Genomic DNA, 16,024 nt, shown 5'->3' with positions numbered 1-16,024 from the left:
TTCCGTCGCATCAAGCGAGCGGGAGCTCCAGCGTGGCCGTGGCGCCCTTGCCGGGCCCCTCGCTGGCCAGGGTGAGCCGCCCTCCCATGGACCTCGCCGCCAGGCTGCTCGAGTAGAGCCCCAGGCCCTGCCCATCCTCGCGGGTGGTGAAGCCTTGCGAGAACAGCCGCTCGCGGTGCTCCTCGGCGATCCCCTTGCCGCTGTCCACCACCTGGATGCGCGCCGTGCTCCCCTCCGCGTCGAGCCGCACCCGCAGCAGCCGATGCGCCTCGGGCAGCTCGCTCATGGCGTTGCGCGCGTTGGTGATCAGGTTGATGAGGATCTGCAGCACCCGGTGCTTGTCCAGCCGCGCCCTGGGCTGCGCGCGAAGCTCCCGGGTGATGGTGACGCCGTGCCGCTGGAGCGCGGGCAACTGGATGCTCAGCGCGTCCTCGACCAACTCCGCGAGATCGCACTCCTCGGGCAGGAGCGTGTTCCGGGCATAGGCCTGCTGCACCTGGAGGATGGCGCGCATGTGATCGAGGTGCTGCTTCAACTTCCCCGCGCTCTCCTTCATCGACGCGTGCTCGTTCAGCAGCTCCTCGGCCAGGCCGGAGAGGTAATTCGCGAGCTGGGGGCCTCGGGGATCCCGCGTCAGGAAACCCACCAGATCGCCCTGATACGGCTCGAGCAGCCCCAGGAGCTGCTTGAGGCGGACCATGCGCGAGGTGTCCACCTTCTCGCGCAGCATGTGGGCGTTGAGGACCGCGCTCGTGAGGACGTTGCCCAGGTTGTGGAACACGCTGGCGGCGACCTTGGCCGTGCCCGCCTCGCGCGCCGCGTCCACCAGCCGCGACTGGGCCTGTTTGAGCTGCCACCCCTGTTCCTCCAGGCGCTGCGTGAGTGCGTCATTCGCACCGCGCAGGGCGGCCTCGGCGCGCTGGACCTTGGCGTGCCGCCGCGCGTTCTCGAGGGATGTCGTTGCCTGGGCGGCCAGTTGCCCGAGCAGCGACAGGCGTGCCGGGGTGAAGGTGTGGGCGCAGAGGGTGTTGCCCAGGTAGAGCAGCCCCTGGAGCTTCTGCTGGCGCACCAGCGGCAGGCACAGCACCGACCGGAGCCGGCCGCGCTCGAGGCTGGCGTCGGACGAGAAGGGGTGGGGCAGGGCGGTGTCGTCGATGAGCACGTGCTCGCCGGTGCGCTCGACGTAGGAGAGCAGGCTCCAGGGCAGGTCCTCCTCCCCGACGCCCGAGAGCGCCGCGACCGTGAGCTTGCCGCCGCCGGCGAGCAGCAGGGCGCCATGCTGGGCCCCCGCGTTCCCGGTGGCCACGCGCACCAGCGTCGTGGCCAGCCGCTCGAGATCCAACTCTCCGGAGATGATCTGCTGGGCCTTCACCGCGGCGAGCGCGTCGAGCTGCGAGGCCGCACCCGTCTCGGAGAGGGCGGGCTGAAGGGGAACGAGCTGGGGCCACAGGGCCTCCAGTTGCCGGACCTTCCCCAGGGCCCCCCACTTCAAATAGGCCTCGCGGGCCTGCCGGGCATAGGTGTCGGAGAGGGTAGGGACCTGACGCTCGCGCCAGAACCGCGCGGCCAGCTCGTTGGCGAGGCCGACATTCTGGATGAAGCCGTGCGCCCGAGCGGAGTGGATGGCCTCCTCGTAGGCCCGGAGCGCCTCCTCCATGCCGCCGGTGAGGCGGCAGAGGCTCGGCGGAGACCATCCGCTCGGGGGCGCGGAAGTTCTCGGGACAGTGGTCCGCCCACTCCGCGAGCTGCTGCTGGTGCTGCCACATGGCGTCGAGGTACTGCCGTTGCTCCTGGGGCGCCGCCGCCGGGTAGCAGGCCGCCAGGGACAGGGCCCGGTACAGGTGGAAGTTCAGCAGTTGGATATGGCCGAGCGACGCCCAGGTGCAGCTCGGCGGCCTGGTCTCCCGCCTCCAGGGCCCGCGCGTAGTCGCCACACATGAAGCGCGACTGCATCTTGAGCAGCCAGTACCAGCACCGCATGGTGCTCATGTGGTGGATGGTCAGGCCGGCCTCGAAGGCCTCCTCGTCGAAGCCCTCGCGGCTCATCGAGTCGAACGAGCGCGACAGCCCGCGGAGCTGCTGCACGTAGCTCTGCGAATGGAGGATGACGTCCTGCACGGCCTGGAAGCCGGACTGGCGCGCGAAGTCGAGGCGCGCGACGGACTCCTGGTACACCTCCTCCAGCGGGTGTCCCAGGACGAGGCGGTTCGTGACGATGTGGTTGCTGCAGTAGCAGGCGACCTGGAAGTCCCCGCCCTGCAGTGCCTGGTGGAAGGCGTCGAGGACGATCTCCAGCGCGAGGGAGAGGTGCCGCGTCCAATAGCTGGTCAGCTCCAGGGCGTAGAGCGCCCGCCCTCGCGCGGCGGAGAAGCCGTGGCGCTCGACCAGCTCGCGAGCGAGCACACCGAAGGCATGGCCTTCCCGGTACCGCTTGAAGATGGCTCCCTGCACCATGCCGTACCAGCCGTACCCGTGGACGGAGGCCTCGGTATTGCCGTGCTGGAGGCTCAGGGAGGCCATCCGGCACAGGTGGAGGATGAGCAGGTTCTCGTCGGTGAAGATGGCCGGCGTGAACAGCGCGGCGAGCACATCCATCACCGCCTTCATGTCCGGGTCGGTCATGAGGGGCAGCTCGATGAGCTGCTCGATGGGGCGCTCTCCCAACAGGGCCCACACCTCCTCGTTGGCGGCCACCACCTCCGCCCGGGAGGGAGTGGGTGGCAGCGGCATGCCCAGCCGGTCCAGCGCCTCCAGCAGACAAGCCTTGGCCCCCTGGATTTCATTGGCGGCGAGGAGCAGCTCGCTCTCCAGCCGGTAGACGGCCGCCAGGTCCGCGCGGGAGCGGGCCCGGGGCCGGAGCTCCTCCACCAGCCGGCGGGCCTCGGCGGCGTTGCCGCTCATGAACTCACTGTGCGCCCGGTCCAGTTGGAGCTTGAACGCCAGGTGCGGATCCGTCTCCCAGGGCTCGCCGGGAATGAGCGTGAAGGCCGACCTGAAGAAGTTCGCGGCCGAGCGGAACGCGGTCGAGGCGCGCGCCTTCCAGCCCGCCTCGGCGTTCAACCGGGCGACGCGGTGGCGCTCCCCCGCGTCACTGATCAGCTCCACCCCCGCGTTCAACTGTCCCACCACATCGAAGATCTTCTCGCGGATCTCCTCCGGGGACAGGCTCGCCAACATCAGGCGGCCGATGCGCAGGTGGACGGCCTTGCGCTCCTGCTCGGGGATGAGCTCATGAGCCGCCTGCTGGATGCGATCATGCAGGAACCGGCACCGCTCCGGGCCGTCGTGCACCAGCAGGCCCTCCTCGAGCGCCTCCTCGAGACCCGCCTCCACCTCGCCCGGCTCCGTGCCGGAGAGGATGACCAGAAGCTGGCGCGGGAAGGCATTGCCCACGCACGCGGCCAGTTGCAGCAGGTGCTGGGTCCGGACGGGGAGCTGGCGCAGCCGGCTCACCATGAAGTCGGCGACATTGTCGGAGTAGTCCTTCGCCCGCACACCCGCCGCATCCCATCGCCACCCGCCCTCGGGAGTCCATGTCAGCAGGCCGTCATGGTGCAGCGTCAGCATGAACTGCGTGAGGAAGAACGGGTTGCCGCCGGTCTTCTCGTGGGCCAGGGCCGACAGGGGCCCCACCATGTTCCCGCTCGCCCCCGGGAGTGAATCCGTGACGAGCTCCTGGCTGTGCTCGCGGCTCAGCGGCTCGAGCCGGACATCCGTCATCCGCACTCCCGCCTTGTGCAGCTCCGTCAGCGCGAGCGCCAGGGCATGGGAGGGGCTCACCTCGTTGTCGCGGTAGGCCCCGATCACCAGCAAGGGCGGCGTGTCCGGGTGGGTGAGCAGGTGTTGGATGAGGCGGAGGCTGGCCAGATCGGCCCACTGCAGGTCATCCAGGAAGACGGCGAGCGGGTGCTCGGGCGTGGCGAACACGCCGAGGAACTTCTGGAACAGGCGGTGGAAGCGGTGTTGGGACTCACCGGGCGGCAACTCCGGGACGGCCGGCTGCCGGCCCACCACGCGCTCCAACTGGGGCACCACGTCCACGAGGACCTGGCCCTGCTCGCCCCAGGCCTCGCGCAGCCGCTCGCGCCACCGGGCGAGCTGCGCGTCCGGGCCCGCCAGGAGTTGTTGCGTCAGGCCGCCAAGGGCTTGCGCCAGCGTGGCGTAGGGGATGTCCCGCTGGAACTGATCCGCCTTCCCGCTCAGGAAGAACCCGTGCCGCCGCATCACCGGCTCTTGCAGCGCGTACACCACCGAGGACTTGCCAATGCCTGAATAGCCGCGGACCAGGATGAGCTCCGGGCGGCTCCCCTGGGCGACCCGCTCGAAGCCCTGCAGCAACGTGGCGACGTGCGTGTCCCGTCCGTAGAGGCGCTGGGGAATCTGGATGCGGCTGGGCGTGTGAGCGCCGGAGAATTGTTGCATGGGGAGGGGTGGGAGGAGACGTGGCGGAGCATGCCATTTCCCAGGTCCGAGCACCCGGGTCTCCGTCCTTCCGCACCCGGCACTTCACCGGTATTCCAGGACTCCGGAACGGGTAGTGGAGTTCAAGTCCCGCTCCCCCACAGTCAGGAGCGCAGGCACTCCGTGGCGGTGGCCGCCTTGCTCATCGCGGAGAGCCATCGGGAGCCTGGAGTTCCCGTGAAGTGAAAGGTAGTGGTCAATCCCAGTTGTAATGCGGTTGCGGCTTGTTCAGGTTCGCTGCGCGCTTTGGGTGCTGGCACCTACATGGCTCGAACTCGGGTCTTGGAAATGTGGCGGAGTGTTCATGCCAGGGACTACTCCTGCGCCACGAAAGTTCACTCCAGGCCCTATGCACACCTCATCTCCCGCGTTGAAGAGAGACGAAGCGCGACGCCTGCAGGCGCTCGAACGTTCGGGCATGCTCGATACGCCCCCCGAGCCGCATTACGACGACATCGTCCGGCTCGCCGCGGAGTCATGCGGCACGCCCATCGCGCTCATCAGCCTGGTGGATCGCGACCGGCAATGGTTCAAGGCCAACGTGGGGCTGCATGGGGTGAGCGAGACGGAGCGGGTCATCTCCTTCTGCACCCACGCCATCGAGCGGGAAGGGGTCTTCCTCGTGGAGGACGCCATCGCCGACGAGCGCTTCTCCACCAACCCGCTCGTCCAGGGTGACCCGTTCATCCGCTTCTACGCGGGCGTTCCCATCCAGACGGAGGATGGCTTTTCCATCGGCACGCTCTGTGTCATCGACCGGCGTCCCCGCGGGTTGAGTGAGTCCCAGCGCCGCTGCCTGCTCGGGCTCAAGCGCCAGCTCGAGCTGATGCTGCGCGTGCGCACCCAGGTGCGGCAGCTCAAGGCGCGCAACACCGAGTTGGAGCAGGCCCAGGAGCGCATGCGCGCCCTCAACGCGTTCCTGCAGGCGGAGATGCGCGAGCGCCAGCGCATCGAGCGCCAGCTCCTGGATCAACAGGAGCTGCTCACCAGCGTGCTCACCCACATTCCCCACTCGGTGTTCTGGAAGGACCGCCACAGCGTCTACCAGGGCTGCAACCCGCAGTTCGCCCGCGACATGGGCATGCCATCGCCGCTGGAGGTCATCGGCAGGACGGACTTCGATCTGCACGTCACGAGCGTGCGTGCCGATGCCTACCGCCGGGATGATCGCGAGGTGATGGAGTCCGGCGTTCCCAAGCTCGCCTACGAGGAGCCCATCGATCGGCACGATGGGGAGACGTCCTGGGTCCTGACGAGCAAGGTGCCGCTGAAGGGCACGGATGGGACGGTGAAGGGGCTGGTCGGCATCTACGCCGACATCAGCGAACGCCGGCGTCAGGAGGCCATGGTGCAGGAGGCCAAGGTGCTCATCGAGCGGCACGCCGCCCACCTGGAGGCGCAGGTCCACGAGGCCCACGAGCGCACGCTCCACCTCATGGAGCACTCGAGGGAGGCCGTCTTCGTGCTCGATGCGGCCGGGAGTGTGCTGGAGGTCAACCCGGTGGCGGAGCGGCTGCTGGGCCTCTCCCGCGAGCAGTTGCTCGGCACCTCCTTCGAGGCGCTCGCCCCCGAGGATGAGCGCGAGCCCCTGCGCCAGGCGCTGAAAGCGCTCCGCGTGCGCGGCACGGTGCGGCTGGAGGACCAGGGGCTGCGCTCGGCGAACGGGGAGCGCGTGGCCCTCGGCATCGCCGCCTCGCTCCAGGTATCGGGAACGGCGCGGCGCCTGCTGCTCGTCGGCGATGACCTCACCGAGAAGCGGCGGCTCGAGCAGCAGAGCCTCCAGAATGACCGGCTCGTCGCGATGGGGGCGCTGGCGGCGGGCATCGCCCATGAGATCAACAACCCCACCTCCTATGTGCTCTCCAACCTCACCTATCTCCAGGAGTGGCGGGACGAGCTGGAGCGGGAGCTGGCGGCCGTGCCGGGCCTACCGCCGAGACTGGGAGAGACGCTCGCCGAGGTGAAGGACGTCATCTCCGAGAGTCTGACCGGGGGCCAGCGCATCCGGGACATCGTGCGCGACATGCGGTTCTTCTCGCATACCGCGGGCGAGGAACTGACGCCCGTGGACATCCATTCGTGCCTGGATGTCGTGTTGCGCATGGCCCACAACGAGCTGAAGCACACGGCCCGGGTGGAGCGGCACTACGCGGATGCGTTACCGCCCGTGTCGGCCAGCGAGGGCCGGCTCAGCCAGGTCTTCCTCAACCTGATCATCAACGCGGCCCAGGCCATGCGGTCCGGAGGCCCGGAGCGTCACGTCCTCCGCGTGCTCACCGCGGTGGAAGGGGAGCGGGTGCGCATCGACATCTCGGACACCGGCCACGGGATTCCTCCCGAGGTGCTGCCCCGCATCTTCGAGCCCTTCTTCACCACCAAACCCGCTGGCGCGGGGACCGGGCTCGGGCTGTCCATCAGCCAGTCCATCATCCAGAAGATGGGCGGTGAGATGGGGGTGCGGAGCGAGCCCGGCCGGGGCACCACCTTCTCCCTGCTCCTGCCCGTGAGTGGCCGCGAGCCGGGTGACGAGGAGTCGTCCCTCCCGCTCGCCAGGGGCTGACACCGGCACGGAAGCAGCCCAGAGTGGACGGCATGGTGTCCTGGAAAGAGCTGGTGCTGCTGTTCATCTCGGCCGTCTGCTTCGCGGGCGGGGGGATTTTCATGAAGCTCTCGGAGGGCGCCTCCCGGCTGCTCCCGACGCTGACGTTCCTCGCCTTGTTCGGGGTGGGGTCCGTCGTCCTGGCGATCGCCATGCGCCGGGGCGAGATGGGCGTCCTGTACATCGCGGTGCTCGGACTGGAAGCGGCCCTGACGCTCGTTTTCAGCATCGCGTTCTTTCACGAGAGCTTCTCGTCCACCCGCGTCCTGGCCGTCCTGCTCATCCTGGCCGGGGTGGCGTTGCTTCGCGGCGCCTAGCAGGCCCCTCAGAACTCGATGACGATGCTGACCCGGCCAGGCAGGTCCTGCTTCTGCTCGGGCTTCAGCCGGTAGCCCGGGCTGGAGAGGACGCCCAGGACGCAGTCGCGTTGCTTCCCGCTCAGCTCGCCGCCCATTCCCACGGGCTCGAGCGCATGGTCGGAAACGGAGCCGCTCGCGGCGTTCACCGCGGCCGTCCAGCGCAGGGCCCCGGGCCGCTCGGTCCCACTGAAGCACCGGGCCAGGCGCGGGCTGCGCGCCGCGACCTGAAGGCGGAAGTCGTCCAACCAGCCCGGCGAGGTCTGCGCCTCGTTCTGGTAGCTCCCCCGCCGCTGGCGTCCCATCCGATCACTGGAGGCTGTCGGCTTGCTCGCGGGCGGCGCGGGCTTCTTCGGCTTCACCTCCGGCACGGGCTCCACCACCGGCTCCGGTGGCGGCGCAGGCGGTACGGGCGGCGGCGGCTCGCACGCACAGCGCATCAACATCGCCAGGAGCAGCAGCGTGGCGATCGTCACCGCCCGACGAAGGCGTCTCCGCCTCTTCTCTCGCCGGACGGAGGGGACCTGCTCCATCCGCTCGTGTGCCGCCCGCCTCATGAGCGCTACCGAGCGGCGCAACTCCTTCTTGCACTGGCGCATCTCGCGCCGGAGCTCACGGGGAGTCATTCGGTGAGCCTCCACCCGAACACGAGTGCGCCCTTCGCGTCCCTCCACTCCACCGGCTCGAGCACGATGGGCGTGAATACGGACGGCGCCTCGGGCACGGGCGGCTTGAAGGGCCATGGCAGCGGATCGGCCGGGGCGAGGCGGATGCTCCCGGCGAAGGTCGAGCGCGTGAGTGACAGTGCCCGCGCGTTCCCGCTCACCGAGTCGTCGAGGTGGCTCAGGCCGTCGAGGATCGACTGGGTCCGATCCATGAGCTCCTCGGCCGTCCGGCTCTGCGACTTCGACGTTCTGGATTCGCCGCTCAGGGGCCGGAGCACCTCGAGCACGCCCTTGAGCGTCGGGACGTTGGCCCGGCGGACGTCCGCATCTTCCGCTTCGATGTTCTCGATGAGCTGTCGCACGAACCTCAGCACCGACGAGGGCTCCTGGGCGAGCGCGTCGCGCAGCCGTGTCGCCAGCTCTCCCGGCTTGCCCTGCGACAGCGGCCGGAGCCGCTCGACCGTCGAGTCGAAGGAGCCACCGCGCCGGGCCGTCCGGGTGATGCGCTCGAAGGAGCGATCGTCGGCGCGCAGTGCCGCGCGCCAGACCAGATCCTCGATGACCTGGTTGTACTCCTGCCGCGGAACCAGCGCCTTCAGCGTGGCGACGACCTCGTCGTTGGTCTCGTAGCGGGAGAGCACGTACGACAACCACCGCCGTGCGAGCCCCAGGGTGACGGCCGCCTCGCGCGAGGTCTCGGCCTGCTGCATGGTGTACGCGAAGGAGCGCAGGGACTCCTGCAACTCTCCCGCCTCCAGGAAGCCCACGCCCCGGTGCAGCGCGACGACTGAACGCTCGCGGAACCCGGTGCTCTCATCGAGCTCGAGGAGGCGCTTGCCCCGTTCGCCCGAGGTCAGCGCGCCGCGCAACTCCGTCGAGTCGCTCGCTCCCACGAAACCGATCCAGGCCTCGAGCTCCTTCCCGTCCTTGCGGAGGATCAGCTCGTCGATGATCCCGAACATGAGTTTCTGGAGCGCGACCGGATCCTTCGACAGCGGTTGCGCCCGGGCGAACAGGAACAGCCGCCGCTCCCGGTTCAGCGCCATCCACTCCTGCGGCGCCCAGGTCAGGCTTCGTCGAAGGAACGCCGCCTGCGGCGAGTTCTCGGGGAAGGTCTCCAGCTTGCTTCGGAAGCTCCGCCGCGCCGGCCACGGAGACGCCGGCCCCCCGGGCCTGCTGCGCGAGACTCCGGGCGTTGCGACGCGCCTCGCGCGCCTCCAGGTCCGCGAGCACCAGGCCGAGATCGAAGATGCGCGCCTCCACCACCGACAGGTTCCGGACCTTCTCCCGCACCAGGGTGGCGCGCGACCTCATCAGCAGCGTGCGCAGGAGCCAGCTCGCGCTCAGTCGATCCTCGAGGACGAGGAACGGGGTCCGTCCGTATTGCAGCGCCGTGGCGGCCGGCAGCAGGCAGCCGGTCCGGAAGAAGGTCACGGAACGCAGCTCCTCCACCGAGAGCACGTCCTGCAGCGAGATGAACCGCTGCTGGCGCCCGACCTCGAAGACGTCCCACGGCGCGGGCCTCGAGGGCGGCTGGCCGCTGCTGAGCCCGTGGACGATCGTGTTGTACAGCCCCAGCGGCCAAAGGCCCGCGCCCTCCCGCTCGTCATCCTCGAACCCGTCCTGGCACAGCCCGAGCCTTCCGAGCGCTGCCCACACCACGGAGCGGAATTCAGGATCCTCTCGCGGGCGCTCGCCCTGCTGGAGAAGGCTGTTGCGAAGCAGCCACAGCTTGAGCACGTCCTCCGGACGGCCATCCCGGAGCGCGAGGCGCGCGTTGTAGAAGACCACGGTCTGCTTGGGCACCGTCGCCTCCGCGGCCGCGGCACCCGACAACAGGCCAGCGACGATGACGACGGCCCAGCGCATCAGAGTGTCCAGCCCAGACCGAGCGAGAGCTCCCACCAGAGCCCCAGGCCTGTTCCGGTGATGCCGCCCAACAGCGGCACGGCCATCATCGCCCTCGGCGAAAGGAAGCCTCCGGACCCGAAGTACACGTCCACGGAGAGCCCCGCGAGGAGGCCATACCGAGCCGTGTCTATCTGCATGCCGCCCGGCCGCGAGGACTCGAGCTGCCCCAGCTCGTGGCCGGTGAGGCGCGGCGCGAGGAGCGAGGTGGCGACATCCTGGAACTTCATGCCGCCCATCGCCCCCGGGTAGAAGAGGTAGCGGAAGCCGGCATGGGCCGAGAACACCAGCTCGGTGGCGGGGAAGAAGCCAGGCAGCGCGGTCACCACGCCCTCCGCCAACGGGTATCCGAGGTTGATGTCGAGCTCGACGCGGTTGGGGCGGCCGTGTTGGCGGTACGGCGTGAGCGCCAGCTTCTCGGTGCTGTCGGTTCCCCACGTGAACGCGCGCGTGATGGCCACTTCCCCCATGAAGCCCCCGAACGGCCTGCGCGCCATGATTCCAAAGCGGGTGCTGCCGAAGTTGTTCCGCTCGAGGAGCTCGCTGCCGATCAGCCCGAACCCGAGGGTGGACTTCCGCCAGTCGAAACGCACCGACTTCGAGGCTGTGCCGATCATCCGCTCGTTGAGCGCGTCGAGCGGCGTGCGGAAGCCCTCCAGCGTGTCGTCTGCCTTCTCGGGGCCGGCAGGGGAGGGGGCCGGGGCCTGCGTTTCCGGGGCCTGCGCTTCCGCGGCCAGCACGGCGCGCGGCAACGACAGGAGGACGAAGAGGACGAGGAGGCTACGGATCATGCGGGAAGCCTCCGTCATCCGGCCGCGGAAACACCGGGCGGTAGCACTGCGTGCGGTAGGCGTCCCGGAACAGCGTCTGGACGTTGTAGATGACGCTCGCATCGAACGTGGGGTGATCGCAGAAGCGCGTGCATTGCGCCAGGATGTCGCCCACGGGGAACTCGCCCGTCGTCCACAGCTCGCCTGCCCAGGTCTCCTCGTTGGAGCTGACGATTCCGAACGGCACGGTGAACGAGTAGGCCGTCGCGGCTCCGGCGAGATAGCTCTCGTATTGTGCCTTCAACAGGAATGGGAAGTCCCAGAGCAGCCCCAGCGCATACGCGGGCTGCGGGGCCGCCTGGTGCAGCTCGGCAAGCAGCTCGAGCCCTGCCGGCGCCGGCGTGAGCGGGGTGCGGAACACAATCTTCCTCGTGTCCGCCTGCGGGCAATAGGAGAACGCATCGCCCGGCTCCGCCGTGAGGAGCTCGTTGTTGTAGAAGGTCGCGGTCCCGAATTCCCCGGCCGGTATGTTGTCGGAGAGGGGCGTGTGCTCGGGAGCCCGGAACGACATCGACCTCATCCTCCCGGCCTGGGTCTCCGAGTACTTCCCGATGAACCTGAGGTACTGCGCACGGGACGTCAGGATCGGGATCTGATTGAAGCGGAACGGCCCGAGCTGGATGTCGGGGATCTCCGGCACCGCGGGGCAACGGCTCGACGCTCCTGCTGGGACCTCGTCGAGGTCGTCGACCGAGAAGTTGGGGGGGCACCACAACACCAGCCGCCGAAGCTCCGGGCGCCCGACGGCGTGCACCACGCTGTCGAAGACAAAGGCCCCGGTGACCCGCGGCGAGCTCTTGTCCCGCTCGAAGGGCAGGACTTTCTGGAGCGCCTCCTCGAGCACGGTGCCCAGCCGGCCCGTCGTGTCGTCGTGGTGGAAACCCAGCACGAGGACCATGTCCCGCCCCTGCATCCGCACCTGATCGATCCGCGTGCGGAACTGGGCGGCGAGCTCGTCGGCGAACCCGGGAGCCGTCCAGCCGTCGATGCAGATCTCCGGAGCGTCCTCGAGGAAGAGGCGCTGCTCCTGCATCGCGTAATGCGGCGGGGAGATCGTCCGCCGGCACGGGCTCAACATGAACTTGACCGGGGTGTTCTCGGTGATCGGGCTGCGCAGGACCGGGAAGGCCGGGCGGACGCGCGGGTTCTTCCGCGCCAGCGCCACCGCATCGAAGGTGCCCCCCTGGGCATCGGTGACGGTCGAGCGCGCACAGACGGCCGGGGACTCGGACGCCGACAGCGGAAGCGTGCCCACGTCGAACACGGCCCGATCGGTGGTCGCCACCGGTCCGAAGTCCAGCGGCGGCAGCGCTCCCGGACAGGCCGAAGCCGAACCGTAGCCGTACGGGTTCTCGCCGAAATCCGCGGCGATGGCGCCGTGCCGCCGGTCGGCGATGGAGAAGTGGCGCCGCAGCCCGTACTTCTGCACGTCGTGGTTTCGCAGCGTCGGGAACTGGTGCCGGGCGCGCCATTGCACGTGCGTGTTGGTCTCGTCGAACACGCCGTACACCAGCAGGCTCCGGTTCGTGTGTGCCGGGCCCCCGCCGATGAGGTTGAGGGCCACGGGCGCGTTCAGCGTCATCTCGCTGTCACGGTGGTAGCGCAGCCGCAACTTCACGTCGCGCGGCGGCTCGCCCACCGCCAGGCTGGTGCTGCCGCACACGCTCTTGGGGCCGCAGTCGACCGGAACGTGGGTGTGAACCGTGCTGAGCTCTCGACAGCGGCGTCCAGGGCAGCTCGAAGTGATCGGTCCGGTACGTGAACTCGATCTGGCTCTCGGGCCCCAGTCCCTGCTCGGCGTTGGCCTGGTAGAAGACGAAGAGCGTGTCCTCCTCGTCGAACCAGGCCACGTCCGCGAGCGAGAAGCCCGCGTGGATGTCGACGATCGGCACCTTCTGGCAGGAGGCGACCGCGATGGCTGTGACCCCGATGAGCAGCAGGCGCGCGCGGTCCATCCCGTCCACCCCCCTAGGCGATGATCTCCGCGAAGGAGACCTTCCCTCGCGCGACCTGCTTCTTCACGGCCGAGATCAGCTCGTTCTGGCCGCGCCGCGCGGCCGTGCGCTGCTCCTCGCGCGAGACGAACGACATGTTGGCGCGGATGGCGTTCTGCATCGCCGGCGCGAGCCGCGCGATGAAGCTCTCCTGCCACGCGGGCTGCTGCACCGAAGACCAGCCGGCGAGCCCCCGGACGTCGACGTCGAGCAGCAGGTCCCTCTGGAGCTCCTCGGGCAGCTTGAGCAGCATGTCGCCGTAGAGGATGTCCTGGTACCAGAGCGGCAGCGTCCCGCCGGAGCGCCCCTGCGCCCGCGCGAACAGCGCACCGCGCTCGGAGGACTCGATCAGCGGCAACAGCACCGAGAGCGCGCCGGCGGCGTCGAACTGGCGGCCCCGATCCAGGATGCCCTGGGCCGGAGGCGCCGGGGGAAGCGGCTTGCCCGCGCGCGCGGCGTCGAGCACCTCGAACAGGTGGACCGTCTCCTCCTTCGAGATGCGGTTGGACGCGAGCAGCTCGTTGGCGATGCTCACCCGCAGCTCGGGCGACATGATCCGCGCCACGTCCTGCTGGCAGTCGGTGGGCACGTGGCCGAACAGCAGCGCCCCATGATGGGGCGGCAGGCTTTCGATCAGGTTCGCCACACCGTTGGAGCCGAACTCCTCGCGGAGGCTGCGGTACACCTCGGCATCCGCCTGGGCCATCAGCGTGGAGGAGATGGAGTGCTGGTTCAGCACGCGGAAGAACTCCGCGTCCGAGAGCAGCGCCTTCTCGTCCACCGTCTTCAAGTACTCGGCGAACTCCACCTTGCGGACGGCGAGCTCACCGTCCGAGGTGAAGGCGAGGGACAGCCGATCGCCGAAGACGAAGATGGCCTTGGCCAGCAGCTCGAAGCTCGCCGGCCTTCAGCCAATCGCGCAGCAGCTCCACCACCACGCTCTCGTCCTTGGCCAGCTCGGCCTGGGCGAGCCGGTCGTTCCACAGCTTCTGCTGGGCCGTGACGAACGCGGTCTCCGCCGTCCCTTCGGAAAGCGCCGGGTCCGCCACGTTTGGAGACGGCTCCCCGGTGGTCGGGGGCGTCTCGGCCTCCGCCGCCTTGTCGAGCGAACCCGCCGCGAGCTGCGCCGCCAGCACCTTCTCCTCGAGCGTCTCGCGCCCGAGGCGGCGCAGGGCCCAGATGATGGTCAGCGCCGCCATCGTCACCAGGAACACCGCGATCATCCACGAGAAGTGCGGAAGCAGGCTGACCCAGAGCTCCCGCAGCGCGACGTCGGCCTCCCACGTCACCGGCGCAGGGGGCTCCACCGGCTTCTGCTCGACCACCGGGGCCGGGGGCTCCACCGGCTTCGGGGGCTCGGGCGGAGGCGGAGACTCGCGCAGCCGCGCGGAGATCGGCTCGAGGATCTGCCGGCCGACCTTCACCTTGAGCCAACCCTTCGACAGCCGCTGCTCGAGGCGCCGGACCAGGGCCTGGACGTCCTGGGTGGGGACCGACTTCTCGTGGGTGAACTCGCACTGTGCCTGCGTCAGGTACTCCTGCGGCGGCACGCTGCCGGGACCTTCGGTCTGGCCGAGCCCGGGCAGCGAGCTGGTGCGCGGCATGTCGACGGTGACGTGGTCGCGGTAGACACAGCCCTTGGAGAAGCAGCGCTCGGGGGCGCAGTCCTGTGCCAGCGCGAGATCGAACTGGCTCTCGAGCGTGCGCAGCTCCAGGAGGACGGGCGCGGGGACATGGCTCTGCGGCACCGGCGTCGGCGCGGCGGGGAGGCTGGCGCCGACCGGGGGTTGGGTCTGGGCTGCCGCCACAGAACCCAACGCGAGACAGGCGACGAGCACGGCGAAGCTTCTCATCAGTAGATCCTCACGACGACACGGCGGTGCCGGGCCAGGCGCTCGCCATCGCTCAGGCCCTTCAACAGTTTCTCGGGGAGCGGCTTCGTCTCGGCGTAGCCCTCGACGCGGATGCGCGCGCGGTCGATCCCGACCTCCTCCAGCCGCTGCCGCACCACGATGGCGCGTGCGCTGGAGAGCTCCCAGTTGCTCGCGAACAGTCCACCGCTCACGATCGGTGTCGAGTCGGTGTGCCCCTCGACCGCGAAGTTGTACTTGGACGAGTACGGCGCGAGCTCCTTCAGCATCGACGCCACGGTCTCGTCGAACTCCGGCCGGATCTTCGCCTTCCCCGAGTCGAACACGAGCCCGGAGTTGAGGGACACCTCCAGCCCCGCCTCGGTCACCGTGGTGGTCACGAGCTCCTGCAGGTTCTTGGCGGCGATCTGCTCCTCGAGCTCCTTGCGGATCGCCTCCAGGCTCGCCGGGCTCTGCTGGCCGGAGATGCTCTGGGCTATTTGCTGCATCTTCAGCTTGTTGAAGTTCGCCGCGGTCAGCAGCACCACGAAGAACAGCAGCAGGTTGGTGATCAGGTCGGCATAGCTGAGTAGCCAGCTCTCCTCATGCCCCGCTTTCCGTCTTTGCATGGCTCACCTTCACCGTTCGCCGCGAGAGACGATCTCGTTGACGCTCTTCTCGCACCGTTCGAGGAATCCCAGGCGGTCGTCGAGGAGCCCGTTGAGGAAGTGCCCGATCGGCCCGGCGACGCCGGCGCCGAACGCCACGCCGTACAGGGTCGCGAGCAGCGCCAGCGACATCGCCGCGCCGATGTTGAGGTTCTCCAGGCTGCATGTTGCGGAAGAGCTGGATCATGCCGGTGATGGTGCCGACCATGCCGAACGCCGGCCCCAGCTTGGAGAGCATCTCCCAGTTGTGGATCGCCGGCTGCCACCGGCTGATCTCCTCGTGCCGCAGCTCGGTGAAGGTCTTGTTGCTGGAGGCCTCGTTCGCCCGGTTCAGGATCAACTCCAGCATCTGCTTCACCGCGGGGAAGCGGCTCTTCCCGGCCAGATCGACGGCCTGGCTGCGCTTGCCGTCGCGCCACAGCGCGGAGAGCTGATCGCGCTCGGCCTCCATCGCCCGGGTGGTCCGGCCGAACAGCGCCAGGCCGGGGACCAGCTCGCGCAGGCACAGGATGGTGCGCCATGCGGTGGTGTGGCTGGAGCTCACCAGCACCGCCGAACACGACCCGACCAGCACCATCACCATGGCGTGGGCGTCGAACGCGGAGATCACCGCGTCGCTGCGATCCTTGAACCCGTACCAGATGATGAAGCCCAACAACACGAAACCGATGATCTGCACGAGGTGCTTCTCCT

The 16,024-nt window shown here is 69.1% G+C and carries 13 protein-coding genes; 2 read left to right on the top strand and 11 right to left on the bottom strand.

Features of this window, described 5'->3' with window-relative positions; translation table 11 throughout:
- Positions 1-10: 10 nt before the first annotated feature.
- Both ACN28I_RS10500 and ACN28I_RS10495 read right to left on the bottom strand, forming a co-directional pair.
- Positions 11-1,306, bottom strand: coding sequence for a sensor histidine kinase (locus tag ACN28I_RS10500; protein WP_420948616.1), 1,296 nt, complete (start codon positions 1,304-1,306; stop codon positions 11-13).
- A 182-nt stretch (positions 1,307-1,488) separates the two neighbouring features.
- Positions 1,489-4,422, bottom strand: a complete 2,934-nt coding sequence (locus ACN28I_RS10495) for an ATP-binding protein (RefSeq protein WP_420941924.1) — start codon at positions 4,420-4,422, stop codon at positions 1,489-1,491.
- A 457-nt stretch (positions 4,423-4,879) separates the two neighbouring features.
- Between ACN28I_RS10495 and ACN28I_RS10490 the strand changes: the two genes are divergently transcribed.
- Entirely contained in the window at positions 4,880-7,021 is a 2,142-nt protein-coding gene (locus ACN28I_RS10490; RefSeq protein ID WP_420941923.1) for a PAS domain S-box protein, read from the top strand.
- 32 nt (positions 7,022-7,053) lie between these two features.
- Positions 7,054-7,377 carry a DMT family transporter gene (locus tag ACN28I_RS10485; protein WP_420941922.1) on the top strand — a complete coding sequence of 108 codons (324 nt, stop codon included), beginning with the start codon at positions 7,054-7,056 and terminating at the stop codon, positions 7,375-7,377.
- Between the two features lie 8 nt (positions 7,378-7,385).
- Here ACN28I_RS10485 and ACN28I_RS10480 read toward each other — a convergent pair whose 3' ends face one another.
- From ACN28I_RS10480 to ACN28I_RS10440, 9 genes are all read right to left on the bottom strand, one after another.
- Positions 7,386-8,042: a hypothetical protein gene (locus ACN28I_RS10480; protein WP_420941921.1), complete on the bottom strand. Its 657-nt coding sequence runs from the start codon at positions 8,040-8,042 to the stop codon at positions 7,386-7,388.
- A complete protein-coding gene (locus ACN28I_RS10475) occupies positions 8,039-9,127 on the bottom strand; it encodes a hypothetical protein (protein WP_420941920.1) in 1,089 nt (362 codons plus the stop codon). The genes ACN28I_RS10480 and ACN28I_RS10475 overlap by 4 nt, the downstream gene beginning before the upstream one ends.
- 822 nt (positions 9,128-9,949) lie before the next feature.
- Positions 9,950-10,780, bottom strand: coding sequence for a hypothetical protein (locus tag ACN28I_RS10470; RefSeq protein WP_420941919.1), 831 nt, complete (start codon positions 10,778-10,780; stop codon positions 9,950-9,952).
- Positions 10,770-12,482: a hypothetical protein gene (locus ACN28I_RS10465; RefSeq protein WP_420941918.1), complete on the bottom strand. Its 1,713-nt coding sequence runs from the start codon at positions 12,480-12,482 to the stop codon at positions 10,770-10,772. The genes ACN28I_RS10470 and ACN28I_RS10465 overlap by 11 nt, the downstream gene beginning before the upstream one ends.
- Positions 12,409-12,774, bottom strand: a complete 366-nt coding sequence (locus tag ACN28I_RS10460; protein ID WP_420941917.1) for a hypothetical protein — start codon at positions 12,772-12,774, stop codon at positions 12,409-12,411. Before ACN28I_RS10460 ends, ACN28I_RS10465 begins: the two co-directional genes overlap by 74 nt.
- Positions 12,775-12,787: 13 nt before the next feature.
- Positions 12,788-13,603: a hypothetical protein gene (locus tag ACN28I_RS10455; RefSeq protein ID WP_420941916.1), complete on the bottom strand. Its 816-nt coding sequence runs from the start codon at positions 13,601-13,603 to the stop codon at positions 12,788-12,790.
- A 34-nt stretch (positions 13,604-13,637) separates the two neighbouring features.
- The gene (locus ACN28I_RS10450) at positions 13,638-14,666 is read right to left on the bottom strand and encodes a hypothetical protein (protein ID WP_420941915.1); all 1,029 of its coding nucleotides are present in this window, start codon (positions 14,664-14,666) and stop codon (positions 13,638-13,640) included.
- Positions 14,666-15,292: an OmpA/MotB family protein gene (locus ACN28I_RS10445; RefSeq protein ID WP_420941914.1), complete on the bottom strand. Its 627-nt coding sequence runs from the start codon at positions 15,290-15,292 to the stop codon at positions 14,666-14,668. Before ACN28I_RS10445 ends, ACN28I_RS10450 begins: the two co-directional genes overlap by 1 nt.
- Positions 15,267-16,010 (bottom strand): MotA/TolQ/ExbB proton channel family protein, encoded by a 744-nt coding sequence (locus ACN28I_RS10440; RefSeq protein WP_420941913.1) that lies wholly within the window; start codon positions 16,008-16,010, stop codon positions 15,267-15,269. Before ACN28I_RS10440 ends, ACN28I_RS10445 begins: the two co-directional genes overlap by 26 nt.
- Positions 16,011-16,024 lie beyond the last annotated feature (14 nt).

The sequence above is a fragment of the Archangium gephyra genome, assembly GCF_049060025.1.
Classification (GTDB): domain Bacteria; phylum Myxococcota; class Myxococcia; order Myxococcales; family Myxococcaceae; genus Archangium; species Archangium gephyra_A.
Note: the sequence above shows the minus strand (reverse complement) of the source record. Positions and strands in the feature narration are given on the sequence as shown.

Bases quoted from the DNA above. Each gene is read 5' to 3' on its own strand.
- ACN28I_RS10495 (WP_420941924.1), bottom strand. From the start codon at position 4,422: ATGCAACAATTCTCCGGCGCTCACACGCCCAGCCGCATCCAGATTCCC.
- ACN28I_RS10490 (WP_420941923.1), top strand. From the start codon at position 4,880: ATGCTCGATACGCCCCCCGAGCCGCATTACGACGACATCGTCCGGCTC.
- ACN28I_RS10485 (WP_420941922.1), top strand. From the start codon at position 7,054: ATGGTGTCCTGGAAAGAGCTGGTGCTGCTGTTCATCTCGGCCGTCTGC.
- ACN28I_RS10480 (WP_420941921.1), bottom strand. From the start codon at position 8,042: ATGACTCCCCGTGAGCTCCGGCGCGAGATGCGCCAGTGCAAGAAGGAG.
- ACN28I_RS10475 (WP_420941920.1), bottom strand. From the start codon at position 9,127: ATGGCGCTGAACCGGGAGCGGCGGCTGTTCCTGTTCGCCCGGGCGCAA.
- ACN28I_RS10470 (WP_420941919.1), bottom strand. From the start codon at position 10,780: ATGATCCGTAGCCTCCTCGTCCTCTTCGTCCTCCTGTCGTTGCCGCGC.
- ACN28I_RS10460 (WP_420941917.1), bottom strand. From the start codon at position 12,774: ATGGACCGCGCGCGCCTGCTGCTCATCGGGGTCACAGCCATCGCGGTC.
- ACN28I_RS10450 (WP_420941915.1), bottom strand. From the start codon at position 14,666: ATGAGAAGCTTCGCCGTGCTCGTCGCCTGTCTCGCGTTGGGTTCTGTG.
- ACN28I_RS10445 (WP_420941914.1), bottom strand. From the start codon at position 15,292: ATGCAAAGACGGAAAGCGGGGCATGAGGAGAGCTGGCTACTCAGCTAT.